At 68.3% G+C, this 25,903-nt stretch carries 18 protein-coding genes; 5 read left to right on the top strand and 13 right to left on the bottom strand.

Going from position 1 to position 25,903, the window contains the following annotated elements; translation table 11 throughout:
- Positions 1 to 266 precede the first annotated feature (266 nt).
- The gene (locus OID54_RS28190) at positions 267 to 3,152 is read right to left on the bottom strand and encodes a vitamin B12-dependent ribonucleotide reductase (RefSeq protein ID WP_329023975.1); all 2,886 of its coding nucleotides are present in this window, start codon (positions 3,150 to 3,152) and stop codon (positions 267 to 269) included.
- Positions 3,153 to 3,321: 169 nt separating this feature from the next.
- A complete protein-coding gene (gene nrdR, locus OID54_RS28185; protein WP_329023973.1) occupies positions 3,322 to 3,834 on the bottom strand; it encodes a transcriptional regulator NrdR in 513 nt (170 codons plus the stop codon).
- A gap of 691 nt (positions 3,835 to 4,525) precedes the next feature.
- Here nrdR and lexA point away from each other — a divergent pair.
- Complete coding sequence (gene lexA, locus OID54_RS28180) at positions 4,526 to 5,320, top strand: transcriptional repressor LexA (RefSeq protein ID WP_329023972.1); 795 nt, start codon at positions 4,526 to 4,528, stop codon at positions 5,318 to 5,320.
- A 125-nt stretch (positions 5,321 to 5,445) separates the two neighbouring features.
- Here the strand turns inward: lexA and OID54_RS28175 are convergent, their stop codons facing one another.
- The 3 genes from OID54_RS28175 to OID54_RS28165 form a co-directional block, all read right to left on the bottom strand.
- Positions 5,446 to 7,416, bottom strand: coding sequence for an ATP-dependent DNA helicase (locus OID54_RS28175; protein ID WP_329023970.1), 1,971 nt, complete (start codon positions 7,414 to 7,416; stop codon positions 5,446 to 5,448).
- Positions 7,417 to 7,692: 276 nt separating this feature from the next.
- Positions 7,693 to 8,421 carry a GNAT family N-acetyltransferase gene (locus OID54_RS28170; protein ID WP_329023968.1) on the bottom strand — a complete coding sequence of 243 codons (729 nt, stop codon included), beginning with the start codon at positions 8,419 to 8,421 and terminating at the stop codon, positions 7,693 to 7,695.
- 197 nt (positions 8,422 to 8,618) lie between these two features.
- On the bottom strand, positions 8,619 to 10,622 hold the full coding sequence (locus tag OID54_RS28165) for an IucA/IucC family protein (RefSeq protein ID WP_329023967.1): 2,004 nt from the start codon (positions 10,620 to 10,622) through the stop codon (positions 8,619 to 8,621).
- A 755-nt stretch (positions 10,623 to 11,377) separates the two neighbouring features.
- Between OID54_RS28165 and OID54_RS28160 the strand changes: the two genes are divergently transcribed.
- Positions 11,378 to 12,553 (top strand): trypsin-like serine peptidase, encoded by a 1,176-nt coding sequence (locus OID54_RS28160; RefSeq protein WP_329023966.1) that lies wholly within the window; start codon positions 11,378 to 11,380, stop codon positions 12,551 to 12,553.
- A gap of 76 nt (positions 12,554 to 12,629) precedes the next feature.
- On the opposite strand, the gene hflX is transcribed toward OID54_RS28160, so the two are convergent.
- The 6 genes from hflX to miaA form a co-directional block, all read right to left on the bottom strand.
- Entirely contained in the window at positions 12,630 to 14,135 is a 1,506-nt protein-coding gene (gene hflX / locus OID54_RS28155) for a GTPase HflX (RefSeq protein ID WP_329023964.1), read from the bottom strand.
- 301 nt (positions 14,136 to 14,436) lie between these two features.
- On the bottom strand, positions 14,437 to 15,939 hold the full coding sequence (locus tag OID54_RS28150) for a M1 family metallopeptidase (protein ID WP_329023963.1): 1,503 nt from the start codon (positions 15,937 to 15,939) through the stop codon (positions 14,437 to 14,439).
- 66 nt (positions 15,940 to 16,005) lie between these two features.
- Positions 16,006 to 18,183 carry a RelA/SpoT family protein gene (locus tag OID54_RS28145; protein ID WP_329023961.1) on the bottom strand — a complete coding sequence of 726 codons (2,178 nt, stop codon included), beginning with the start codon at positions 18,181 to 18,183 and terminating at the stop codon, positions 16,006 to 16,008.
- A gap of 143 nt (positions 18,184 to 18,326) precedes the next feature.
- On the bottom strand, positions 18,327 to 19,241 hold the full coding sequence (gene dapF / locus OID54_RS28140) for a diaminopimelate epimerase (RefSeq protein ID WP_329023959.1): 915 nt from the start codon (positions 19,239 to 19,241) through the stop codon (positions 18,327 to 18,329).
- Positions 19,242 to 19,363: 122 nt separating this feature from the next.
- Complete coding sequence (locus OID54_RS28135) at positions 19,364 to 19,804, bottom strand: hypothetical protein (protein ID WP_329027836.1); 441 nt, start codon at positions 19,802 to 19,804, stop codon at positions 19,364 to 19,366.
- 106 nt (positions 19,805 to 19,910) lie between these two features.
- A complete protein-coding gene (gene miaA / locus OID54_RS28130; protein ID WP_329023957.1) occupies positions 19,911 to 20,849 on the bottom strand; it encodes a tRNA (adenosine(37)-N6)-dimethylallyltransferase MiaA in 939 nt (312 codons plus the stop codon).
- A 184-nt stretch (positions 20,850 to 21,033) separates the two neighbouring features.
- Here miaA and OID54_RS28125 point away from each other — a divergent pair, with 184 nt between their 5' ends.
- Both OID54_RS28125 and OID54_RS28120 read left to right on the top strand, forming a co-directional pair.
- Positions 21,034 to 21,324 (top strand): hypothetical protein, encoded by a 291-nt coding sequence (locus OID54_RS28125; protein WP_329023956.1) that lies wholly within the window; start codon positions 21,034 to 21,036, stop codon positions 21,322 to 21,324.
- A gap of 22 nt (positions 21,325 to 21,346) precedes the next feature.
- Positions 21,347 to 21,601 carry an antitoxin gene (locus tag OID54_RS28120; RefSeq protein WP_329023954.1) on the top strand — a complete coding sequence of 85 codons (255 nt, stop codon included), beginning with the start codon at positions 21,347 to 21,349 and terminating at the stop codon, positions 21,599 to 21,601.
- 238 nt (positions 21,602 to 21,839) lie between these two features.
- On the opposite strand, the gene OID54_RS28115 is transcribed toward OID54_RS28120, so the two are convergent.
- Complete coding sequence (locus OID54_RS28115) at positions 21,840 to 22,547, bottom strand: class III extradiol dioxygenase subunit B-like domain-containing protein (protein ID WP_329023953.1); 708 nt, start codon at positions 22,545 to 22,547, stop codon at positions 21,840 to 21,842.
- 170 nt (positions 22,548 to 22,717) lie between these two features.
- Positions 22,718 to 24,238 carry a tRNA (N6-isopentenyl adenosine(37)-C2)-methylthiotransferase MiaB gene (gene miaB / locus OID54_RS28110; RefSeq protein ID WP_329023950.1) on the bottom strand — a complete coding sequence of 507 codons (1,521 nt, stop codon included), beginning with the start codon at positions 24,236 to 24,238 and terminating at the stop codon, positions 22,718 to 22,720.
- Positions 24,239 to 24,871: 633 nt separating this feature from the next.
- On the opposite strand from miaB, the gene OID54_RS28105 reads away from it, so the two are divergent.
- Positions 24,872 to 25,867 (top strand): TAXI family TRAP transporter solute-binding subunit, encoded by a 996-nt coding sequence (locus OID54_RS28105; protein WP_329023947.1) that lies wholly within the window; start codon positions 24,872 to 24,874, stop codon positions 25,865 to 25,867.
- The last annotated feature ends 36 nt before the right edge of the window (positions 25,868 to 25,903 follow it).

The following is a 25,903-nucleotide window of genomic DNA, read 5'->3' as shown; positions in this document are numbered from 1 at the left end:
TGGCCGAAACCGATGGGTCGAGTCCGTACGGGCACTCGGCCAACTACTCGGCCCGCGCCGTGCGAATGCTGCAAGCCGGCTGAACAGGACGTCTTCTCATCAGGCGCGGGGCCTTGGGCCAAGCCGGCGGTCGGCTCCCTGCCACCCGACTGCGACGAAGCGACCCACAGAGAGCGGCCCGGTCGAATTCTCGACCGGGCCGCTCTGAGCCGTGATCACTACACCCGGGGGGCGTTTTGTCCTAGCTCTTGTCCTAGCGGTTTGTCCTAGCTGCAACCGCTGGTCGAACCGCAGCCCTCACAGATGTAGCAGGAACCCGCGCGCTGCATCTTCGTACCGCAGGAGAAGCACAGCGGGGCGTCCGCGCTGATGCCCAACTGCATTTCGACCAGTTCGGCGGAGGTGTGCACCTGCTGTGGTGCAGGAGCGGCGGCCTGCGGCGGGGCCGCCACCGTCAGGTCCTGCTGGAGCGGTGCCGACTGGGACAAGCCCTCGACGTCGAGCTCTTCGTCGGTGGGCTCGTATGAACCGGTCTCCAGGTGGCGCTGGCGCTCCTCGACCGAGTGGATCCCGAGGGCGGACCTCGTCTCGAAGGGGAGGAAGTCCAGTGCCAGCCGGCGGAAGATGTAGTCGACGATCGACTGCGCCATCCGCAGGTCCGGGTCGTCCGTCATTCCCGCGGGCTCGAAGCGCATGTTGGTGAACTTCGAGACGTACGTTTCGAGCGGAACCCCGTACTGGAGGCCGACGGAGACGGCGATGGAGAAGGCGTCCATCATGCCCGCGAGGGTCGAGCCCTGCTTGGACATCTTCAGGAAGACCTCGCCCAGACCGTCGTCCGGGTAGGAGTTCGCCGTCATGTAACCCTCGGCTCCACCGACCGTGAAGGAGGTGGTGATGCCGGGACGGCCCTTGGGCAGACGCTTGCGGACCGGACGGTACTCGACGACCTTCTCCACCGCGGACCGAATGGTGTCGTCGGTCTTCTTGGTGATGTCGGTGACCTCGACCTTCTCCTTGGTCTTCGCGGAGAGGGGCTGGCCGACCTTGCAGTTGTCGCGGTAGATCGCGAGCGCCTTGACGCCCATCTTCCACGCCTCGAAGTAGATCTCCTCGACCTCTTCGACGGTGGCCGACTCGGGCATGTTCACCGTCTTGGACAGCGCGCCCGAGATCCACGGCTGGATCGCGGCCATCATGCGGACGTGACCCATCGCGGAGATGGAACGCTCGCCCATGGCGCAGTCGAAGACGTCGTAGTGCTCGGTCTTGAGCGCCGGGGCGTCGACCACGTTGCCGTTCTCGGCGATGTGGGCGACGATCGCCTCGATCTGCTCGGGCTGGTAGCCCAGGCGGCGCAGGGCCTGCGGAACCGTGCCATTGACGATCTGCATCGAGCCGCCGCCGACGAGCTTCTTGAACTTCACCAGGGCGAGGTCGGGCTCCAGACCGGTGGTGTCGCATGACATCGCGAGACCGATGGTGCCGGTGGGCGCGATGACGGACGCCTGCGCGTTGCGGAAGCCGTTCCGCTCCCCGAGGCGGACCACGTCCTGCCATGCCTCGGTGGCGGCGGCCCAGATCGGGGAGTCCAGATCGTCCACGCGGATCGCCTTGGTGTTGGCGTCGGCGTGCTGCCGCATAACCCGGTTATGGGGTGCAGCGTTCCTGGCGTAACCGTCGTACGGACCCACCACGGCCGCGAGCTCCGCGGAGCGCCGGTAGGAGGTGCTCGTCATCAAGGAGGTGATGGCACCGGCGAGGGCGCGGCCACCGTCACTGTCGTAGGCGTGGCCCGTGGCCATCAGGAGCGCGCCGAGGTTGGCGTACCCGATGCCCAGCTGACGGAAGGCGCGGGTGTTCTCGCCGATCTTCTGGGTCGGGAAGTCCGCGAAGCAGATCGAGATGTCCATCGCGGTGATGACCAGCTCGACGACCTGCGCGAAGCGCTCGATCTCGAAGGACTGGTGGCCCTCACCGTCGTCCTTGAGGAACTTCATGAGGTTCAGCGAGGCGAGGTTGCAGGACGTGTTGTCCAGGTGCATGTACTCACTGCACGGGTTCGAGCCGTTGATACGACCGGACTCGGGGCAGGTGTGCCAGTGGTTGATCGTGTCGTCGTACTGGATGCCGGGGTCGGCGCAGGCCCAGGCGGCCTCGGCCATCTTACGGAAGAGGCCCTTGGCGTCGACCTCCTCGATGACATCACCGGTCATCCGGGCCCGGAGACCGAACTTGCCACCGGACTCGACGGCCTTCATGAACTCGTCGTTCACCCGGACCGAGTTATTGGCGTTCTGGTACTGGACGGACGTGATGTCGTCGCCGCCCAGGTCCATGTCGAAGCCCGCGTCCCGCAGGGCGCGGATCTTCTCCTCTTCCTTGACCTTGGTCTCGATGAAGCCCTCGATGTCGGGGTGGTCGACGTCGAGGATCACCATCTTGGCGGCGCGACGGGTCGCCCCACCGGACTTGATCGTTCCGGCGGAGGCGTCGGCGCCCCGCATGAAGGAGACGGGACCGGAGGCGTTGCCACCGGAGGAGAGCAGTTCCTTGGAGGAACGGATGCGGGACAGGTTCAGGCCGGCGCCCGAGCCGCCCTTGAAGATCATGCCCTCTTCCTTGTACCAGTCGAGGATGGACTCCATGGAGTCGTCGACCGAGAGGATGAAACAGGCCGAGACCTGCTGGGGCTGCGGCGTGCCGACGTTGAACCAGACCGGCGAGTTGAAGCTGAAGACCTGGTGCAGGAGGGCGTACGCCAGCTCGTGCTCGAAGATCTCGGCGTCCGCGGGAGAGGCGAAGTACTTGTGGTCCTCGCCGCCCTTGCGGTACGTCTTCACGATCCGGTCGATCAGTTGCCTCAGGCTAGTTTCACGCTGCGGGGTACCGACTGCACCGCGGAAGTACTTGCTGGTGACGATGTTGACCGCGTTCACCGACCAGAAGTCGGGGAACTCGACGCCACGCTGCTCAAAGTTGACCGAGCCGTCGCGCCAGTTGGTCATGACGACGTCACGCCGCTCCCAGACCACCTCGTCGTACGGGTGCACGCCGGGGGTGGTGTGGATGCGCTCGATACGAAGGCCCTTGGTCGCCTTGGCTCCCTTGGTACGGGACCCTCGTGCCGGACCGCTCGTCGTCTCTGTCATGCCGCCTCCCATATACGGGCAAAAACGCCCTGAAGTGCCCAGATCTTCCCGTGGGCATCTGTGTCTGATGTCTCGGGCGCAGCACGGCGCCCGGGACAGATCTTGTTGCCGCCCCGCTTCCGGCCGGGATCTTCGGCCGGCGGGGTCGAGCGGTGTCGCTCGACGTCGCCTAGTCGGTGGCGGCTGCGGGCACCGGGACCTCAAGGGTCTCGCCGGGCCCGCCCACATCTGCGGGCGGCCTGTTCACGCGGAGCTCCGCGATGGCCGCCTCGAAGTCTTCGAGTGAGTTGAACGCCCGATAGACGGACGCGAAGCGCAGGTAGGCCACGAGGTCGAGCTCCTGCAAAGGGCCGAGTATGGCCAGCCCCACATCGTGCGTGGTCAGCTCGGCACTACCGGTGGCGCGCAACGCTTCCTCGACCCGTTGGCCGAGCTGGGCGAGTGCATCCTCGGTGACCGGTCGCCCCTGGCACGCCTTGCGCACTCCGGAGATGACCTTGGTGCGACTGAAGGGCTCGGTGACCCCGCTGCGCTTGATCACCATCAACGAGGCCGTCTCCACCGTGGTGAATCGGCGAGCGCAGTCCGGGCACTGCCGGCGGCGCCGGATCGACGTCCCGTCGTCGGTGGTACGGCTGTCGACGACACGGCTGTCGGGGTGCCTGCAGAAGGGGCAGTGCATGGTTCCCAACCCTCCTTCATGGCACGACTGACGAGCCTCAACAGGCCCGTGAGGACCTCCGAAGCAAGCCCAAGCATAGGCGATGGCCGCCGTCTTGAAAGACCAGGGACCACAACTTCTGGGCTGCGTACACAATCCAACCACTAGATCTGGGGTTTGGCCGTACTTCTCGGCCCAGCGCGTGTCGCGGAGTTCAGTCAGATCGCAGTCGGCGTTCGAGCGGTGACAGTGCGCCGCGGGCGGCGGGACGGGCAACGCCCTGCGGCCCTTCAAACACCCGGCCGAAAACCTGCCCGTGCGAGGACCGACGTCGAGCGTACGGGACACGCCTGGTCGCCAGGACTTCGGGTCCGGCTCCCCGAAATCCGGTGCCGCCGATGCCAAACTGTCACCCGACGCCCCTGAGTGCGACGCAAGGAGGCTAACGTGGAGCCAAGGCAATTCACGGCCGACCGGGATTCACCCCGTAATCCCGACTCGACGCAGCCATGGCCGACCGAGCCGTTTCGCCGACAATAGGGCGACGACAGAAGTCGGGTTCCCGCCCTTCGGGGTGAACCGTTCGCACATACACCCAACCCCATGTCCACGTAAGCGAATCTACGATTTTTCACTCGAACGTGTGTTTGGCGCAACCTTTCGAAAGCAACTACCGTTGTCCAGCTAGGGAGACCATTCGAGAGGGGCCGACGTGACCACCACCGCAGACGCAGCCACCATTACTGCCCAAGACCGCTCCCAGAATCGATTCGAGCCGGTGCACACCATGAATGACGCAGCCACGACCCCTGAGGGGGCGGAGCCTTCTCGGCCCACACGTTCGCTGCCCGGCCGACCTCCAGGGATCAGGGCGGACAGTTCCGGACTCACGGATCGACAAAGGCGTGTCATCGAGGTGATCCGCGACTCCGTGCAACGGCGCGGCTACCCGCCGTCGATGCGTGAAATCGGGCAGGCCGTGGGGCTGTCGAGCACTTCTTCTGTAGCCCATCAATTGATGGCGCTGGAGCGGAAGGGATTCCTTCGCCGTGACCCGCATCGGCCACGAGCCTATGAGGTGAGGGGTTCCGACCAGCCCAACACCCAAGCGACCGACACCACGGGCAAGCCGGCAGCCTCGTACGTTCCGCTCGTCGGGCGCATTGCGGCTGGCGGTCCGATCCTCGCGGAGGAATCGGTAGAGGACGTCTTTCCCCTTCCGCGGCAGCTAGTCGGTGACGGCGAGCTCTTCGTGTTGAAGGTCGTCGGGGACTCCATGATCGAGGCCGCCATCTGTGACGGCGACTGGGTGACCGTGCGCCGCCAGCCCGTCGCCGAAAACGGTGACATCGTGGCGGCCATGCTCGACGGAGAGGCCACGGTCAAGCGCTTCAAGCGGGAGAACGGGCACGTGTGGCTCCTCCCCCACAATGCGGCGTACCAGCCGATCCCCGGTGACGACGCCACGATCCTCGGCAAGGTCGTGGCGGTGCTGCGGCGGGTGTGAGGCATCCGCCGCCCCTGACCGGGCCCCGGGACCCACTGCGCCTGGTCTCGGGGCCTGCCGCATGCGGGCAGGTCTCCTACAAGAACCAGCGGGACCCATGGGAAGCCATGGGTCCCGCTGTTTCTCTATGCGCCGTCCGCCTTCGCCACCGAATCGATCGCCGCCAGGGAGCGTCGCACCTGGTTACGGTCCGTGGTGTACCAGAAGTCCGGGAGGGAGGCCCGGAGGAAGCTCCCGTACCGGGCGTTGGCCAGCCTCGGGTCCAGCACCGCCACGACTCCCCGGTCCTCCGTGGCCCGCACAAGACGACCGGCGCCCTGCGCCATGAGCAGCGCGGCGTGAGTGGCCGCGACGGCCATGAACCCATTGCCGCCCGCTTCCTCCACGGCTTTCTGTCGGGCACTCATCAGTGGATCGTCAGGACGGGGAAAGGGAATCCGGTCCATGATCACCAATTGACAGCTGGGCCCTGGAACATCCACGCCCTGCCAGAGGGACAGGGTGCCGAAGAGGCAGGTGCGGGAATCCGCCGCGAAGGACTTGATCAGCTCACCCAGGGTTTCCTCGCCCTGAAGCAGGATCGGATGGTCGAGCCTGCTGCGGAGCTCCTCGGCGGCGGCCTGCGCGGCCCGCATGGACGAGAACAGCCCCAGTGTGCGCCCACCGGCGGCTTCGACCAGTTCCGCCAGCTCGTCCATCATGTCCGTACGAGAGCCCTCACGGCCCGGTGCCGTCAAATGGCGTGCGACATAAAGAATGCCCTGCTTCGGATAGTCGAACGGCGAACCGACGTCGAGACCCTTCCACGGAGGAGCGTCCTCTCCTTCGGTCCCTTCGGGAGAGAGTCCCAGCGATGCGCCGACTCCATTGAAATCACCGCCGAGTTTCAAGGTCGCTGAGGTCAGGACCACGGAGCGCTCATTGAAGAGCTTCTCCCGCAGCAGACCCGACACATTCATCGGGGCCACCCGCAACGACGCCCCGAATCGATCATGGCGTTCGTACCAGACCACGTCGTATTCGGAGCCCTGAGTGATGCGCTCCGCGACATCGTGGATGCCTTCCACGGAGGCGAGTGCCTGCTTGCGGACGGCGTCCTCGTCCTGCACTGACTTGTCTCGGGTGGCGCCGAGCCCGGAAATGACGGTACGCGCAGCATCCCGCAGCGCGAGAAGGGCATAGCTGAGGTCTTCGGGGATCTCCTCCAAGCGCCCCGGCAATGCCAGCTCCATCAGCCGCTCAAAGGTCTCGGCCGCCGTCTGGAGAGAGTCCGCGGCCTTCTCGTTGACCAACTTCGCGGCCCGTCGCACAGCCCGGTTCACCTGGCCGGGGGTCAACTCGCCCGTCGCGGCTCCGGTGACCCGGGAAACCAGCTCGTGGGCCTCGTCGATCACCAGGACCTCGTGCGGCGGGAGGACGGGCGCGCCCTCGATGGCGTCGATGGCCAACAGCGCGTGGTTCGTCACCACCACATCGGCGAGTTTGGCCCGCTCCCGCGCCATCTCGGCAAAGCACTCAGCGCCGTAGGCGCACTTGGTCGCCCCCAGGCACTCCCGGGACGAAACAGAGACCTGGGACCATGCGCGGTCGGAGATTCCCGGTGTCAGGGCATCACGGTCACCTGTCTCCGTCTCGTCCGCCCAGTCCCTCAGCCGCAGAAGGTCCTGTCCGAGCTTGCTGGTCGGTGTCGCCGCCTCGAAGGGGTCGAAGAGTCCCTCCTCCTCTTCCTGCGGCACACCCTCGTGGAGCCGATGGAGGCAGAGGTAGTTGGAACGACCCTTGAGCATGGCGAACTCCGGCCGCCGGCGCAGCAGGGGGTGCAAGGCGTCCACCGTGCGGGGCAGGTCGCGCTCGACGAGCTGGCGTTGGAGGGCCAGCGTGGCCGTCGCGATGACGACGCGCTCCCCGTGGGCCACGGCGGGCACGAGATAGCCCAGCGACTTTCCGGTGCCGGTGCCCGCCTGCACCAGGAGGTGAGAACCGTCGTCGACGGCTTGGGCCACGGCCTCGGCCATGCTGACCTGGCCGGGCCGCTCCACACCGCCGACGGCGGTCACGGCGGCATGGAGTAGTTCAGGGAGGGATGGCTTCGTCATAGGCCGACCACCCTAAGGCTCAGGACTGACATTCAGATCCGATCCCGCCAGGTTGCACCGCCCCGGAGGCACCCGCGCACCGGGACCGGCGTCGCGGCGGGAGGAGGTGCCCCAGGGCGGCTCGTACGTCGAAGCGGTGCAACCTGGCGGGGGAGACACGGGCACGGGCAGCGGCAGACCCCGGAAGTCCACCCGTCACGATCGTGGCGGGAAGACGACCTTCGGCTGTCAAGGAACCGATACGGCCTGAGCGGTGTATCAAAGGCAGCGAGTGCTTCACAGCTGGTTCCGATGTCCCCGATCGCGCACCAGCAGGGCGGCTCGCTTGTCCGGGAGATCGATCTCCGAGGAGTAGCGGAAGCCGGCCGCGAGGAAGGCGGCGAGCGAGGGAGTGTTGCGTATGTCCGGTTCTGCGAGGACCCGTCCGCAGCGTGGGCGGTGGTCGAGCACGAGATCTGCGACCGCCCGGATGAGGACGGAGCCCAGACCGCGCCCCCGGTCGGAATCGCTGCCGATCAGGACATGGATACCGGTGTCGTCGGTGCGCGCGGAGTAGTACCGACCGAGGGGGTCGAGATCGGCTCGGTAGATCTCGAAGTAGCTCATCGCCCTGCCGTCGAGGAGTCCAAGGCAAGGGACGCTCCGTCCGTCGCCGTCGAGTTGCTGGCGCACGTGCGCCAGCGTGATCGACGGGGGTCCGGCCAGCTCCCAGTACGCGGACACGGCGGGGTCGTTCATCCAGCGGCTGAGGCGGCGCAGATCCCGTTCGATGGACACGGGCTCCAGTTGGAATCGGCCGGCCGGAGTCAAGGTGGCGGCCCAGTGGGCGGGGTCGTCCAGGGGGTGAGTCGGGGTGGCGGCACCGGGCGAGACGTCACGTGGTGCGGGTGGGTGCGGGATCGAGGGTGACCGCGCGGAGCTACCCGGAATCGTGTCGGCTGACGTGGTGCCGGGGCCCGAACGGATGACGCCGGTGTCGGAGAACCACGCTGTGGGGCCGCTCATGCGTTGCCTACGGGGAGCGCCCCCGCAACCTGGCGGCGGGCTGCCCTCGCCGAGAGAAACGGCCCTCTTGGATGTCTCTCCATGGTGAGCGGACCGGTCTGTGCTTTCAGATCGGGGAAGTCCCGCGGAACGATGGGGTCCCGGTGTGCTTCGACGATCGATACATGAACGGGGTGCGGTAACACGGTGCGGCGGCCTCAGCGATGGAGAGGGTTGGTGATGGTGACGTATACGGACTGAGTGTCGACGGGTCCGACGAGTTCATCGAGGCCATGGAGCCGCGTGAGCAGGTTGGCCTTGGCTCGAAGGGCCGGTGCCTCCAGCAACAGAGCCGGCAGGGGGGAGCCGAGTGCGCGAGTGGAGAGGAGGAACTGCCGGAAGGCTGCGAGCAGTACGTGTTCGTCGACCAGACCTTGTGATCCGAAGGCTCCGACGAGACCGAAGACGTTGTTGACCGCCAGGTAGTAGGCGAATCTCTCGTCGGCGACGTCGTCCGAGACAAAGGTGTCGCTGGCCCGTCCGATACCGGGCAGCCGCCGATGCAACTCCTCGCGGCGCGACTCTCGGAAGTAGTAGCCCTGGTTGTCGCGGTATCGACCGCCGATGGGCCAACCATCGCGATCGAGGATCACCAAGGTGTTCTGCTGGTGCGCCTCCAGCGCGACACCGGCCACGGCGTCCAGCCAGAGCACCGGGCGCACCACGTGGTCGAGGTAGCGCAGGAACCACTCGGCGGCGACGGCGCTCGACGGGCGGCCCGTCTTCGCCGTCAGCCGTTCGACGACATTGCTGAGGCGGGAGTGCATGCCCGTGCGGCCCGGCCAGGGGCGTGGAGCCGTCAGCGCGGCGACACAGACCACGTCGTCGTGGGGGCGGAAGGGGTTGTGGCGCAGCACGACGTCAAGTCCGGGCACGGGTTCCTGCTGGCCGTGTGCATCGCAGGTGTCAACTGCCAACCAGGCAGGGTCGCGCACGATGTCAAAGCCGGGGTGGGCGGCTTGCCATTGGCCGGCGAGGCCCGTGCGCAGCAGCCGATGGACCTCGACGCCTCGGTGGAGTTCCTTGCGGAGGTTCTCGCGTCGGGAGTTGGTGATGCGCACACCCAGCGACAGCTTGAGCATGGCTGGTGAGCCGGGTCTGTGCACGGTGCGGAGCGAGGACGTCGGGTGCCAGGGGCCACCGTGGGGTCCCAGGTCGTGGAGCAGTCCGGAGTCAAACAGGGCTGCGGCAGCGGGGCGGTGGCGCAGTTCGCGCGCCTGCCAGGGATGGAGAGGGAGGGGGACGGTGTGCTGGGGGTAGCGGAGATCCCCGCAGAGTCGGGTGATGAGTTGGTCGGCGGGCAGGGCTCGGCCCTGTTCCGTCCATGCAGATTCGCTGGCCAGGACGGACCGGTGGACGGCGAGCCAGTGCAGGGGGAAGGAGCCGTACGCCTCGGGCGAGTAGCGGGGCAGTTCACTCGCGGTGAATCCCTCGCGGCTCTTGGGTGTCGGATGGAGGGGATGCCCCAGCAACAGGGACTGCTCGGCGGTCAGGAAGAGATCTGCTTGGGGGGCCGGTTCGGGGTGGCGGCGACGGGCGGCGATGAAGGTGGTGGTGTGGCGGACGGAGTCATGGACCTGGGCCACCAGTTCGGCGCCGTCGGTTTCGGTGCCCTCGTGTGCTTCGCGGCTCAACAGACAGGCCAGCGTGACGGCATCGACTCGGGGCGCGTCGTCGGGAGTGCCCTCCCAGCTCGGAGGGTCGAAGCGGTGCCAACCGGTGGGCGACCAGTAGCGGACGGGTACGAGCAGTGCCGTGTCGCTGGCCGGCAGGGCGATGCGCAGGCTCGGCCCGTCGGGTCTGTTGAGGGAGTGCTCGCGAACCCAGCAGCGCAGGAGGTTCTCCACGGCGGCTGCGTCCGCGGCATAGCGGGCGTCCGGGTGGTCGAGGGGGTCGGCAGATCGCGCTTCGACATGGGGTTCGGATGGCTGGCCGCCCGTGGGGACTGCGGACGGCGAGTGGGCGGAGCCACTGACCGCCCTGGCGGCGACGACCGAAGGCATCGAGGTGGCGTGGTCGCCGCGGCGTCCGCGGGGCTGCTGGTGCGGGACGGTGGGCGGCTCCTCTGCGCCGCGCTCGTCGAGCGTCCCTCTCGCCGGGTCAGGTACCCCTGCGACCGCCACGGGTGAAGGGGAGGTATCCGATGGGGTGATGGAGGTCATGGTGCTTCCTCGGAGTCGGTTCGGGTCGACGGACGAACGGGTCCACGCCGGCAGTTGTGCTCCGTACCGCTGTCGGGGCGTTCCCGTAGTGGCGAGGGCAGCGGAAGGAATACCGCCCCTGAGGGAGGGCGAGCGCAGCGCGCCTGGCGGTGAGGAGATGATCCGGCGGCTCCGCGAACGGGCTCGGTGCCGAACCCCGCGCTATCACCCGCCTCCACCTGCGCGTGAGCACACCGAACGATCGGGCAGGAGCCACGATGGCACAGTCGGTGCACGGACCGATGGCGTGCTCGAATCCCGTCCGCACCGGGCGGTGTCGACGACACCCCTCCGCGGGGGCGGGGGCTGGATCACTAGCCACGTCCGCTGGTCCTCCGACGATCCCACGACGGGTCCGCTGCCCGTCTGATGGCGGCGGGTTGCCCCACCGGGGGCCTGCCCCCGGTGAACGGCGGCCGGCGCCCTCGTACCTCCCCTCGGGGACAAACGACGGCGGTGGTCGGTAATCACGGTCGGGGCGAAGATCCTTGTGCGCTCGGAACCGCGGGCGGCTCCTTCACCGTCCCCATCGGCACCGGCTCAGTGGGGCCATGTGCCGCAAAGGACGGAGCCTTGTAAGGTTCGCGGCGGTTCCGGGCATTTCATCGGCCTACCGATGGGACGGATTTCGCCCGGTTCGACAGTTTCGCGGTTTGAGACGCACAGCTCCACGGTTCACAAGCACAGGAACATCGAAGTCCCAGGGGGATCACGAAATGCGACCCATTCGTCCGACGCTGGCGGCGGCCTCCTTGGCCGCTGTCCTCGCCCTGACTGCCACCGCCTGTGGTCCCGGCGAGGACAACGCGGGCGACAAGCCGAGCGCCACCGCCGCCGCACCCACCGATGGCAAGATCACGATCCCGGACGAGCTGAAGGACCGGCTCAAGGCACACGGGATAGACCTCGACAAGTGGCGCAATGGCGAGTGGAAGAACTGGGACAAGGACAAGTGGCTGCGTGAGGCCCAGGACTTCGTCAATCCGATCATCGAGGGCCTCTGGGACCCGGATCGGATGAGGGAAGCCGAGAAGCCCCCGGAGCAGCCGATCGACGAGGACATCTCCGGTGATGAGGGGGTCACCGACCCGACACCGGCACGGGTGAGCGCCGCTGCGGTGGCCGCCCCGTACCGGACGAGCGCCCCCGAGGCCGGCAAGGTGTTCTTCGACGGGCCCGAGGGCTCCATGGTGTGCTCCGCGACGGTGGTGAAGGATCCGGCCAACCCGGGCAAGTCCAACATGGTGTGGACCGCGGGCCACTGTGTTCACGCCGGCAAGAAGGGCGGCTGGTACCGGAACATCGCCTTCGTGCCGTCGTACAACGATGGCGCCAAGCCCTCCGCACAGTTGGAGAGCGCCACCAAGGAAGAGATCGCTCCCCATGGAGTGTGGTGGGGCGACTGGGCCCAGACGTCCGACCAGTGGATCGGCCAGGGGGCGAAGACCGGTGGTCAGGGTGCACCGTTCGACTTCGCGGTGATCCATGTGACCCCGGAGAAGGGCGGGACGGGGAAGTCGCTGGAGGAGACGGTCGGTTCTGCACTGCCGGTGGACTTCAACGCCCCTGCGGTGGGACAGATCACGAATATGACGGCGACCGGCTATCCGGCAGCGCCGCCCTTCGACGGCGAGAAGATGTTCCAGTGCCCGGACAAGCCGGGGCGGCTCTCCGTGAAGACGAACGAGCCCACGATGTACCGCATCGGATGCACGATGACCGGTGGCTCGTCCGGCGGAGGCTGGGTGGCGAACGGCAAGGACGGCAAGCCGGCCCTGGTTTCCAACACGTCGATCGGCCCGGTCTCGGCAGGCTGGCTCGCCGGCCCGAGGCTCGGACCTGAGGCCAAGGCGGTCTACGACGCGGTGAGCGAGAAGTTCGCCGGTCAGTAGCCGTCGAGAGTTCGGCACTGCAACGGTTGAGGGCCCACCCCCTGTGCGGGGGTGGGCCCTCAACCGTTGTGTGTTGTCAGTGCGTGACAGGCACGTACGGGGTCAGTGCGGCGGCCAGTTCCTCATGGACCCGGGCCTTGAGCAGTGTCCCTTCGGGAGTGTGCTCCTCGGAAAGCACTTCTCCGTCGGCGTGCACCCGCGAGACCAATCCGCCCTCGGTGTAGGGAACGAGAGCCTCGATCTCGACCTCGGGCCGCGGCAACTCCGCGTCGATCAGGGCCAAGAGCTCTTCGATGCCCTCACCGGTGCGCGCCGACACCGCGATCGCATGCCGCTCGATCCGCAACAGTCGCTGGAGGACCACGGGATCGGCGGCATCCGCCTTGTTGATCACCACGACCTCCGGCACGTCCACCGCGCCGACGTCACGGATCACCTCACGCACCGCGGCCAACTGCTCCTCCGGAGCCGGGTGCGCGCCGTCCACCACATGGAGGATCAGGTCGGCGTCGCCGACCTCCTCCATGGTGGAGCGGAACGCCTCGACCAGGTGGTGGGGCAGATGACGTACGAATCCGACGGTGTCGGCCAGCGTGTAGCCCCGGCCGCTCGGAGTCTCCGCCCGACGCACGGTCGGGTCCAACGTGGCGAACAGTGCGTTCTCCACCAGGACTCCGGCCCCGGTCAGACGGTTGAGCAGGGACGACTTCCCGGCGTTGGTATAACCCGCGATGGCAACCGACGGCACCTTGTTGCGCCGACGCTCTTGGCGCTTGATCTCCCGGCCGGTCTTCATCTCCGCGATCTCACGGCGCATCTTCGCCATCTTCTCGCGAATCCGACGCCGGTCCGTCTCGATCTTGGTCTCACCGGGTCCACGGGTGGCCATACCGCCGCCGCCACCGCCACCCATCTGCCGCGAGAGGGACTGTCCCCAGCCGCGCAGTCTGGGCAGCATGTACTGCATCTGCGCCAGGGCGACCTGGGCCTTGCCCTCACGGGACTTGGCGTGCTGCGCGAAGATGTCCAGGATGAGGGCGGTGCGGTCGACCACCTTGACCTTGACGACGTCTTCGAGGTGGATCAACTGGCCCGGGCTGAGCTCACCGTCGCAGACGACCGTGTCTGCGCCGGTCTCCAGCACGATGTCCCTTAGCTCCTGGGCCTTGCCGGAGCCGATGTAGGTGGCGGAGTCCGGCTTGTCCCGGCGCTGGAACACACCGTCGAGCACCACGGCCCCAGCGGTCTCGGCCAGGGCGGCGAGCTCCGCGAGGGAGTTCTCCGCGTCCTGCATGGTCCCCGAGGTCCATACGCCGACCAGCACCACACGCTCCAGGCGCAGCTGTCGGTACTCGACCTCGGTGACGTCCTCCAACTCGGTGGAGAGGCCGGCCACCCGCCGCAGCGCGGCACGCTCGGAGCGTTCGAGCTGTTCGCCGTCCCGCTCCCCGTCGATCTCACGGCTCCAGGCGACGTCCTCTTCCATCAGGGCATCGGCCCGAAGGCTGTCGGTGCGCGCATCGGCCAAGCTCTGTGAGTCGAAGCTCTGCTCGTCCTGGGAAGTGGAAGAAGAGGAGGTCATTGGATCCTTACGTCGAAGGGGTGGAAGGAATGCCTGCGCGCTCGTAGCGAGGCCCAAGCGGTGCCGGACGACGATACGCCGGTACTCCTGCATAGGGGTCAACGTGTGACGGGCCCCGGATGATTCCCGCCGTGGGCTGCGGCCCGTGCGTGCCACGGCCGGAAGCCGTCGCCCTGTATCGGGTCGATGGTCGCACGACCCGATACAGGGCGTCACGCAATTTCCATGACCGCGGCGCGCCCCGCCCCGCCGCCGCGACAGACGATCTGGATGCGGGGCAGGGCACCTGCTCACCCCCTGCTCACCGGGCCGGCGGTTTCACCGGGACCGCGGCCTTCGCGGGCGTGCTGGTCCGCCAGTCGGGGTGACCCGGCATCGGCGGCGTCCGCTCCTCGTACAGCCAGCCCTGGAAGAACGACGTGAGGTCACGCTGCGCGATCTTTCCGGCGAGATCGGTGAAGTCCTTCGTGGTGGCCGTTCCGTCGCGGTGGTCGCTGACCCAGGCACGCTCCAGGCGGTCGAACGCCTCGCTGCCGATCGTCTGGTGGAGGGCGTACAGCACCAGTGCGCTGCCGTCGTAGACCACCGGACGGAAGAGGCTGATCTTCTGCCCGGGGGCGGGAGGCTTGGGCGCCGCGGGCGGTCCGCCTTCGGCGCGCCACTGGTCCGAGCGACGGTACGCCTCACGCATCCTGGCTTCCAGGGAGTGCCCGGCCTTCTCCTTGGCGTACAGCGCTTCGTACCAGGTGGCGTGGCCCTCGTTCAGCCACAGGTCGGACCAGGTGTGGGGGGAGACGCTGTCGCCGAACCACTGGTGGGCCAGCTCATGAACCATGATCGAGTCCACGTACCACTCGGGGAACTGACCGTTAACGAAGAGGCGGCGCTCGAAGAGCGACAGGGTCTGGGTCTCCAGTTCGTAGCCCGTCTCTGCGTCGGCGATGAGAACGCCGTACGTCTCGAAGGGGTAGCGGCCGACCTTCCCCTCCATCCACGTCAGTTGGTCGGGTGTCTTCTTCAGCCAGCGTTCCAGGGTGGCGAGGTCCTTGGCAGGCACCACATCGCGCAGGGGCAGGCCGCCGGGACCCTTCCGGGTGGGAACGGCGGAGGTGCCGATCGAGACCTGGGCGAGTTCCGTGGCCATCGGGTGGTGGGTGCGATAGGCCCACGTCGTGGTGGAACCGTGCTCCTGCTTGGACTGCCGCACCCCGTTGGCCACGGCGGTCAGCTCGCTGGGCGCCGTGATCCGAAAGGTGAAGTACGCCTTGTCCGCGGGGTGGTCATTGGACGGGAAGACCCGGTGGGCCGCGTCCGCCTGGTTGGCCATCGCCAGCCCGTCGCCGGTGCGCACCCAGCCGCCGGCGCCCGCCGTGCCGCGCGGATCGCTCGTGTGCTTCACCGTGATCCGCAGCCGTGAGCCGGCTTCCAGGGGAAGGGCGGGCTCGACGACGAGGTCCTCTCCTGCGGTGGCGAATTCGGCCGGGAGGCCGTTGACCTCGACCGCGCCCACCGTGCCGTGGGTGAAGTCGAGGTTGACGCGCTCCAGCCGTTCGGTGGCCCATGCGTCGATCTTGGTGATCGTGTCCAGGGGCTTGTCATTGCCGCCGTGGTAGGTGAAGGCGATGTCGTACTCGACGACGTCGTAGCCCGGATTGCCCAGGTGGGGGAAGAGCGGGTCGCCGATGCCCAGAGGTGCCGGCGAGGGAGGGGGGAGGACGGCGGCGACGAGGCAGGCCGCAGCCGCGGCCAGCAGCGCGGCGCGCAGTCCGCGCCGGGTGCCGGTGGGTCGGGAAGTGGGCAGCATGGACAACCGCTACCAGTGCACGGCGTCCCCGGGGGCCGCGGCGCGCTCCGTGCCACTCAAACGGAGTCAGCCGGTGGGTGCCGGGCGCTGACGGCGAGCGACGTCGTACACGCCGGGTACCGCCCTCATGGCCCGCATCAGGGCGGGCAACCCGGCGGCGTCCGGGAGTTGCAGGGTGTACGTGTGTCGCACGCGCTGCTGGCTGGGTGGTTCGACGGTCGCGGAGACGATGGCCGCGCCCTCGATGGCGATCGCTTCGGTGAGATCGGCGAGGAGGTGGGGCCGTCCGAACGACTCGGCGACGAGGGTCACCCGGCAGGCAGCCGCCTCGCCCCAGCGCACCGGGATCGGTCGCCGCTCCAATGACTTCATCCTGGTGACCGCGGCGCACTGCTCACGGTGAACGGTCACCACCCCGCCGCGTACGGCGAATCCGGTGACCGCATCGGGGGGGACGGGAGTGCAACAGCCAGCGAGGCGCACGGTCGTGTCGGGAAGGTCGACGACGGCGTTCACGGCGGTGGAGGGGGTGGTGTCCGGCGTGACCGGTACCGATCTGCGCGGCGGAGCCGCCTGGGGAGCGGCGCCTTCCGGATGAGCTTTGAGCCAGGAGGCGATGGCGATCCGTGCGGCGGGAGTACGAGCGTGGTCCAGCCATTGCGGAGAGGGCCCGGAGGCTGCGTCCGGCGCGCCTGGGCCGCCCTGGATCACCCCGGTCGGCGAGGGGGCCGGTGCCGTATGGGTGTCGTGGGCGAACAGCAGATGGACGGTGTCACCGTCCCTGAGCACCGTACTCAGCGTTGCCAAACGACCGTTGACGTGGGCTCCGATACAGGCGTGGGCCCGCTCGCCGTACTGCGCATAGGCGGCGTCGACACAGCTCGCGCCGACGGGGAGACCGAGCATCTGGCCGTCGGCGCGGAAGACGGTGATCTCGCGGTCCTGGGCAAGATCTGCGCGCAAGGAGGACCAGAAGGCGTCCGAATCGGGGGTGGACTCCTGCCATTCGAGGAGTCGGGAGAGCCATCCTGGCCTGGTGGGGTCCCTGCGTTCCTCGTCGTCCTGGTCAAGGCCGCCGGGGGTCCGGTCGGGCGCGTCCGGGGACTCGGTGGACGTGTAGGGATTGCCGAGGGCGATCACTCCGGCCTCGGCGACCCTGTGCATCTGGTGGGTGCGGATGAGGACTTCGGCGACCGAGCCGTCCGTGCCGGCGACAGCGGTGTGGAGGGACTGATAGAGGTTGAACTTGGGTGCGGCGATGAAGTCCTTGAACTCGGAGATCACCGGCGTGAAGCAGGTGTGCAGTTCCCCGAGGACCGCATAGCAGTCGGCGTCCTCGCCGACGAGCACGAGTAGCCGTCCGAAGTCCGTTCCGCGCAGTTCGCCGCGCTTGAGGCTCACCCGGTGTACGGAGACGAAGTGCCGGGGCCTGATGACGACTTCGGCGGCGATGCCCGCTTCGCGCAGCACGGCACGGAAGTTCTGGGCCATCGCGTCCAGCGCCACCCCTGCGGTGGGGTTCTCCGCGATGAGCAGGCGGGTCCGCTCGTACTCCTCGGGGTGGAGGATCGCGAAGACGAGGTCTTCCAGTTCTGTCTTGAGCGCCTGGACGCCGAGGCGTTCAGCCAGCGGGATCAGGAAGTCGCGGGTGACCTTGGCGATCCGTTCCTGCTTCTCGGGGCGCATCACGCCGAGGGTGCGCATGTTGTGCAGCCGGTCGGCCAGCTTGATCGACATCACCCGGACGTCGTTGCCGGTGGCGACGAGCATCTTGCGGAAGGTCTCGGGTTCGGCCGCAGCCCCGTAGTCGACTTTCTCCAGTTTGGTGACCCCGTCGACGAGATAGGCCACTTCGGCGCCGAACTCGGACTTCACCTGATGGAGGGTCACATCGGTGTCCTCCACGGTGTCGTGGAGGAGTGAGGCGGTCAAGGTGGTGGTCTCCGCGCCGAGTTCGGCGAGGATCAGGGTGACCGCGAGGGGATGGGTGATGTAAGCCTCGCCGCTCTTGCGGAACTGACCTCGGTGCGACGACTCCGCCAGGACGTATGCCCGATGGAGGATGGCGAGGTCGGCGTCCGGGTGATGGGCGCGGTGGGCATCGGCGACGTGCCCGATCGCGTCGGACAACCGATCGCGGGTGGTCGGCCCGAGGAGCGCGGCACGTCCCAACCTGCGGAGGTCGATCCTGGGCCGGCCGCGCCTGCGGCTGTGGGCACCAGGGTTGGCGGCCTCTGCACTCATGGGGGCACCTCCGGGCGGCAATCGACCGGCGATGGCAAGAGCAGGAGTGCCCTCCGGGCCGGTGCTTGATGCTACCGAGCCCACCACGTGGAGCAGTCCGGCTCTCGCCCAGCGTGAACCGGATCACCCATTCGAGCGAAGCTCTATCCTGCGCTGGTTTCGGAGTGTGCGAGTAGGAGGGGTTCGATGTGACCCTCAGCGACGATCACGGCCGGACCGGTCATATCGATCTCCCCGTCCGGGTGCTCCGTGATCACCAATCGTCCGCCGGGCAGATCCACGACGTACGCGACGGGGGTACGGGTGATCGCCGGATCGAGTCCGTCGCGGCGGGCGGCGGCCACCGCCACCGCGCAGGCGCCCGTCCCGCAGGACCGGGTCTCGCCCGAGCCTCGTTCGTGGACCCGCATGGCGACATGGCGCTCGCCCCGATCGACGACGAACTCGATGTTCACCCCGTCCGGGTAGACGGCCGCGGGCACATGGGAGGGCTCAGAGTGCAAGTCCCCCGCATGGTCGAGGTCCTCGACGAAGGCGATGGCGTGGGGGTTGCCCATGTTGACGTGACGAGTGGGCCAGGCCCGCTCCCCGACGGTGACGGTGACCGTCTCCTCGGGCAGTACGGCACGGCCCATGCGCACGGTGATCTCACCGTTCGTCGCATCGGTCCCCTTGGCGATGTGGACCTTCTTCACCCCGGCCCGGGTGGCGACGGCGAGATCGCCGACGGCGGCATGGCCGGCGCGCTGGAGGTAGCGGGCGAAGACCCGTACACCGTTGCCGCACATCTCGGCGATGGAACCGTCGGCGTTGCGGTAGTCCATGAACCACTCGGCCTCACCGGCCATGGAGCGCGCCTCGGGATGGGCGGCGGACCGGACGACGTGAAGCAGTCCGTCGCCGCCGATGCCGGCCCTGCGGTCGCAGAGGCTGGCCACCAGGGCAGCAGGGATGTCGAGGGCGTTGTCCGGGTCCGGAACGATCACAAAGTCGTTCTCGGTGCCGTGCCCCTTGAGAAAGGCGATCGGTGCGGGCTGTGTGGTGCTCACGCCGTCCATCGTACGAGGTGGCGGCGGTCGGTGATCACCGAGGGATTATGGGTACGAGACGATCCGGACCGGCTGGGGGGCGCCATCTCGCGGCCAGGCGGTGCGTCTCATGGGGACGGCGGGGAAGCCGATCAGCGGAGGCGGGCCACTCGCCAGATCGCCAGGGCGACGAGAACCGCTCCCACGCCCACGTACAGCGCCAGAACCCGCCAGTCGGGGCGCTCCCCGGAACCGCGGGCGGGCAGCCCGGGCCAGGTGTGTCCGACCCGGCGCGCGGCCATGACTCCCCAGCCCGCGGCACAGCAGCTAATGAGGAGACCGAGCATGGCGACGACCGCGCCGCCCTCACCCGTACCGAAGGCGAGGGGGAAGGCGAACATCAGCGAGCCCACGGCCGCGAGGGCGACGATGGGGGCGAGTTGCCAGATCCTGAGCCGACGGGCGGGACGGAGCTCCACTTCGACCTCGGCCGCGAGCTGACCCTCGTCATCGGGGCCGTCGGGGCTCAGCCGGGGCGCGATGTCCTCCGCGTCCCGCTGTTGCTGGTCCGTGTCGTGAGGGCCGGCCTCCATCGCCACGCGCCCTCCCCACTCGGACTCCACAGTCGATCGATGCTCGATGATGGCACGGCCCGGGGCGCCGCATTGACGGGCAGTGCGTCCCGATGCCATCACGTGATCAGGCTGTAACCGCTCGTTCGACCAACGCCAGGGCCTCCCGCGGAAGTTCCCCGCGATGCTCGGCGGCCCCACTGAGCCAGTGCACCCGGGGATCGCGTCGAAACCATGAATCCTGACGGCGCGCGAAGCGTTTGGTGGCACGGATGGTCTGCTCACGCGCCTCGGTTTCGCTGCACTCACCGGCGAGCGCGGAAAGGATCTGCTGGTAGCCCAAGGCGCGCGACGCCGTGAGCCCCTCGCGCAACCCCTGTGCTTCCAGTGAGCGCACTTCTGCCATGAAACCGTCGTCCCACATCCGGTCCACGCGGCTCGCGATGCGCTCGTCGAGCTCGGGACGGGCGACGTCGACACCGATCTGGATCGTGTCGTAGACGCTGTCGTGGCGGGGAAGATTGGCGGTGAAGGGCTTGCCGGTGATTTCGATCACTTCGAGCGCCCGAACGATGCGACGGCCGTTGCTGGGGAGAATCGCCCGACCCGCCGCGGGGTCCTCGGCAGCGAGCCGAGCGTGCAGCGGTCCCGGACCTCCCAGCGCAAGTTCCGCCTCCAGCCGGGCCCGGATCGCGGCGTCGGTGCCCGGGAAGTCGAGGGTGTCGATCGCGCCGCGGACGTAGAGCCCGGAGCCGCCGACGAGGACGGGGGTACGCCCCTCGGCGAGCAATCGATCGATCTCCGCCCTGGCCAGCTTCTGGTAGTCGGCGACGTTCGCCGTCTGGGTGACGTCCCAGATGTCGAGGAGGTGGTGGGGGATGCCGCCGCGCTCGTCCGGCGTCAGCTTGGCCGTTCCGATGTCCATCCCACGGTAGAGCTGCATGGAGTCGGCATTGACGACTTCACCGCCGAAATGACGGGCCAGGAAGACCCCCAGATCGGACTTTCCGGCTGCGGTGGGGCCGACGACCGCGATGACCCTCGGTACGGGAGCTGCGCTTCTCACGGCCCCAGTCTCGCAAACACCGGGAGGTGTCCCCGAACGAGCGAGGTAACGGCACGGCCTGGGCTTCGTTTCCTGTTGCGAGGTGACGGACGCCGGTTTCCCGACCGGTGCCCCCGGGGTCGAGGCAACAGGGCTCTCCGGATGGCGCGGAACTTCACTCACACGAGTACGCTATGGAGTCAATATGGGCGTTTTTGCACGGTTCCTTCGTAAGTCCAAGGATGTTGCTCCCACCGAGGGTGACGGTGTCGATGAGTCGGCCGCGGGTAGCCTGACAAAGGAACCCGAGGCCGGCAGCGATTCTGGCGCCGAAACGTCTACGGACGGATCGGCCGAGAAGCCGGAGGCCGCTGCCTCCGTTGCCGACGAGGCACCGGAGGCCGAGGCTCCGGCTGCCGAGGGCGTGGAGATTCCCCGGCAGCAGTCCGCCGGGGAGGCCGCGGACAGCGAGGCCGGCGAGGGCGCCCGCAAGTAGGTCCCCCGAGGAAAGGTGCCCCATGGGCTTCATGGACACACTGAAGGCCAAGCTCGCCCCGGCCAAGGACAAGGTCTCCGACCTCGCTCAGCAGCACGGGGGCAAGATCGAGCAGGGTCTGGACAAGGCCGCCAAGGCGGTTGATTCCAAGACCAAGGGCAAGTACAGCGGTCAGATCGAGTCCGGCACCGGAAAGGCCAAAGAGGCCCTGGACCGGATCGCACACAAGGACGACGGCGGAACCCCTCCGACCACGCCGCCGCCGCCGGCCACCTGAGTACGACCGACCGTCCGACGGCCGTGGAGCATCCCGCTCCGCGGCCGTCGGCCGTCGATCATCCCACCGTCGGTCTTCCATCCACGGGCCCTTGCAGCAACCCGCGCAGCTCAGCGCCGCCCCACATCTTTCGCGCGGGGCAGCCGTACGGCCGGGCACCCCTCGGGTCTTCTCGGGTTCTTCTCGCGCCTTCGGGGCTTCGCGCCTTCGGGGCTTCGCGCCTTCGGGGCTTCGGGGCTTAAGACCAGGCAGCGACGAAGTAGCCGACCCCGTAGGGGGCGTCCTCGTAGAGCAGTCGGCCGTCCAGGCCAGCGCCCTCGGCTGCCCCTGCGAGCAACTGCCAGGAGGCTCGCCCGGCCGCTTGGAGTTCCCGCGCGAGAACGGCGTCCAACTCGGCCAGCGTCCCGAGGTCGGCCGTGGCGAGCGCGCGAGCGGTGAGGGCGTCGAAGCCGGCGGCTCGCTCGTCGAGATAGCCGGGGGCCTTGACGGAACGACACGCGCTGCCGTCGCCCATGACCAGGAGGGCGATCCGCGGTGCCCGGGCGGCGATCTCGCGCCCTGCCGCCAGACATCTCGCGGTCTCCAACGCCTCGTCCACGCCCAGGCCCTCGACGGGGCAAGCCGCCCACCGGGCGTGCTCCAGCAACCAGGCACCGACCGTGAGGGACACCGGAAGCCGGCGGGACTGAGGATCACCGGTGCCCAGGCTGACGGTGGCCCGCACCCCGAATCCGCTGAGTGAGCCGACCGCACCCGCATGGTGCGGGCCGCGGTCACCCTCACCCGCGGGGCCGACGACGACCAACCGATCCGGGCGGGCAGCGGCGAGTACGCCGATGGCGTCGGCGCAGGCGGTCCGCGCCGCGTCCAGTTCCGGGGCGGCGCCCACGGCGACATCGGGGATGAGCAGCGGTGGGGCGGGACAGACAGCGGCGGCGACAAGCATGATCGCCAGCCTAGTGCGGGCGTCGCCGTCTTGGGGAGTGACGTCCTGGCGGAGCTTTCGTCGTCGGACCGTTCAGCCGATCGGCACAGTTCGCCCACTGGGCGGGTACGGGAAACGACCGGCGTGGCGGAAGCCCGCAGCGCCGCTCGGGCTGCGGGCGGTTTGGCCTCTCAGCCCAGGCCGCACCCGGGCGCGGCGACTGCCGGCAGGGGCGCGGGCGCACCGATCTGCGGCAGGCCCAGCATCACCCCGACTGGCTTCGCCGCCCGTGCGTCCTGGCGCTTCTGCCAGGCGTCCCCCGAGCGAGTCCTGCGGACGGACGCCACCGGGCCCTCGGCCAACAGATGGTGCGGCGCGGCGTAGGTGATGTCGACGGTCACCACATCGCCCGGTCGCACCTCGGCGTCGGGCTTGGTGAAGTGGACCAGCCGGTTGTCGGGAGCGCGCCCGGACAGTCGATGGGTCGCGCCGTCCTTGCGGCCTTCCCCTTCGGCGACCATGACGTCGAGCGTCCGGCCGACCTGCTTCTTGTTCTCGTTCCAGGAGATCTCCTCCTGGAGGGCGACCAGTCGCTCGTACCGCGCCTGGACGACCTGCTTGGGGATCTGTCCGTCCATCGTCGCGGCCGGGGTGCCGGGGCGCTTGGAGTACTGGAAGGTGAAGGCGTTCGCGAAGCGCGCCTCACGGACCGCGTGCATGGTCTGCTCGAAGTCCTCCTCCGTCTCACCGGGGAAGCCCACGATGATGTCCGTGGAGATGGCGGCGTGCGGGATGGCCTCGCGTACCTTCTCGATAATCCCGAGGAAACGCTCCTGCCGGTAGGAGCGGCGCATGGCCTTGAGGATCGGGTCCGAGCCGGACTGGAGCGGCATATGGAGCTGCGGCATCACGTTCGGGGTCTCGGCCATCGCTGCGATCACGTCGTCGGTGAAGTCGCGCGGGTGCGGAGAGGTGAAGCGGACCCGCTCCAGGCCCTCGATCCGCCCGCAGGCGCGCAGGAGCTTGCTGAACGCCTCTCGGTCGCCGATGTCGGATCCGTAGGCGTTGACGTTCTGGCCGAGCAAGGTGATCTCGCTGACGCCTTCCGAGACGAGTGCCTCGATCTCGGCGAGGATGTCGCCCGGCCTGCGGTCCTTCTCCTTGCCGCGGAGTGCGGGCACGATGCAGAAGGTGCAGGTGTTGTTGCAGCCGACCGAGATCGAGACCCACGCGGCATAGGCGGACTCACGGCGGGTGGGCAGCGTGGAGGGGAACGCCTCCAGGGATTCCGCGATCTCGACCTGGGCCTCTTCCTGGACCCGGGCGCGTTCGAGGAGGACCGGCAGCTTGCCGATGTTGTGCGTGCCGAAGACGACATCGACCCAGGGCGCCTTGGTGACGATGGTGTCCCGGTCCTTCTGGGCCAGGCAGCCACCGACGGCGATCTGCATGCCGGGGCGCTTGGTCTTCATCGGGGCGAGCCGGCCGAGGTTGCCGTAGAGCTTGTTGTCCGCGTTCTCCCGGACGGCGCAGGTGTTGAAGACGACGACGTCAGCATCGCCGTCGGCCCCTGCGGGGGCACGGATGTAGCCCGCGTCCTCCAGCAGTCCGGACAGCCGTTCGGAGTCATGAACGTTCATCTGACACCCATAGGTGCGGATCTCATAACTGCGCTGAACGCCCACGGCCTGGCTCCGGTTGCTGCTGGTCATGTGACAAGGGTAGGCGGTGGCTCGGACAGTTCTGGCCGGGGAGCCCGTCACGGGCTCCGTTCACCGGGCCGGGCAAGGGTTCGGACGGCTCGGAACGCTCTCGGGCGGGGCGGATCGCGTACCGTCGGTGCCCGGGCGTGCGCGGGGTCCGCGACCGGGTACGCGTGCGGCTGCGCCCGGTGAGTTGCGACGGAGGCGCCCGCCTCATCGCCGTTCGAACAAGGTACGGACGATCCGGAGTGACTCGGCTACGCAGCGGACGGTCGGCCCATGGCGCGCATCGGCGCATCGCGCCTACGCAGGACGACAGAGTGCCTGCTCCATCAGTTCCGTAGAGGATGTGCGCCCGCCCGCGCGCAGCTCGCGCTCTCCACAGCGGACGGGGTGCGCACTGTACGGAGCGCTCGCCGGCCCGTACCCCGTACATCGGGAAGCCTGCATGATCCGGTCTCCAGGTGCCGCGGGCGATGGGTGTGCGTCGGCCGGTCCGCACGGGGTCGCCGAACGGTGCCGTACGTCTCCCGGGTCCGCGCACCAGTGGCGCCACCGTTCGTCGACGCGCTACAGACCGCCTCGGGAGCGGAACCGCGCGAGCCTGGTCAGCGCGGGAGACGACCTGACAGGATCGCGACCATGTTCCAGGCCATGTCCCACATCAGCCGGCGTGCGTTCCAAGCGACGACGGCGGTCCTGGTGCTGCTCGGACTGCTGCTCTGGTGGCTGCTTCCGATCGGCGAGGCGAGTCCGCAGGGTTCGATCACCTTCAGTACCGGCCTCCAGAACGGCGTGTACCAACGGTACGGAGTGCTGTTGAAGGAGGCGCTCGCTCGTGACCTGCCCGAGGTGGACATAGATCTGCGGCTCAGCGAGGGATCCCAGCAGAACCTGGCCCGGGTGGCATCGGGTGAGGCCGATTTCACCGTCGCCACAGCCGATGCCGTCGCCAAGTACATCCGCGACGGCAAGCCGGGCCATGAACGGCTCCGCGGCTGCGCACGGCTGTACGACGACTACGTACAGCTGGTCGTGCCCAAGTTCTCCGAGATCAACAGGATCGAGGACCTGCGCGGCAAGAGGGTGGGGATCGGTCCCGAGGGTTCGGGGGTGCGGCTGATCGCCGATCGACTCCTGGCCGCCGCCGGGCTAGATTCGGCCAAGGACATCACGCCGGTGCCCTCGGGGATAGACGTCGTCCCCAAGCTGCTGAAGCAGGGCGAACTGGACGCCTTCTTCTGGTCGGGCGGACTGCCCACCCGGGCGGTGCAGAGCCTGTCCGAGGAGTACCCGATCAGGTTGCTGCCGCTCGACGCGCGTCTGGTGGACAAGGTCCACTCGGTGAGCGATGCCGCCAGCTACTACCGGCTGGCGGTCATGCCCCCTGACGCCTATCTGGAGGCGCAGGCCGGGCTCCAGGTCTCCACGATGGCCGTACCCAATCTGCTGGTCACCACCTCGCGCATCGATCCCGAGCTGGTCAAGGGGTTCACCCGTACGGTGATCAAGAGCCGGGACCGCATCGGCAACACGGTTCACCCCGCACAGTTGGTGGACCTTCGTACGGCGATCTACACGGATCCGCTCCCCCTGCACGAGGGCGCCACCCGCTACTACGGCTCTGTCAAACCATGACGCGAGCCCCGGCCCAAGTGCCCTTCCGTAAGGGCC

Origin of the sequence: Streptomyces sp. NBC_00690, assembly GCF_036226685.1 — a bacterium.
Classification (GTDB): domain Bacteria; phylum Actinomycetota; class Actinomycetes; order Streptomycetales; family Streptomycetaceae; genus Streptomyces.
Note: the sequence above shows the minus strand (reverse complement) of the source record. Positions and strands in the feature narration are given on the sequence as shown.